Origin of the sequence: Brevibacillus reuszeri (assembly GCF_002897295.1) — a bacterium.
GTDB classification, from domain to species: Bacteria; Bacillota; Bacilli; order Brevibacillales; family Brevibacillaceae; genus Brevibacillus; species Brevibacillus reuszeri_A.
Window position 1 is genome coordinate 1 of the sequence record NZ_BEXF01000175.1, and the last position, 204, is coordinate 204.

The window sequence follows — 204 nt, forward strand, 5'->3', positions numbered from 1 at the left end:
TCGTTCTTTGAAAACTGGATACTGCATGTAATTGCTAAGGATATTTAAAGTGTAAGTACTTTTTAGTGCTAACCAATTGTGGTTAAGTTACTAAGGGCACACGGTGGATGCCTTGGCGCTAGGAGCCGAAGAAGGACGCAGCGAACTGCGATAAGCCTCGGGGAGCGGTAAGCACGCTTTGATCCGGGGATCTCCGAATGGGGA

Annotated in this window: 1 rRNA gene; it reads left to right on the forward strand. The window is 48.0% G+C overall.

Annotated elements, in window-relative coordinates:
• Nucleotides 1-80: 80 nt before the first annotated feature.
• A 23S ribosomal RNA gene (locus C3B52_RS36085) occupies nucleotides 81-204 on the forward strand; the annotation flags it as partial.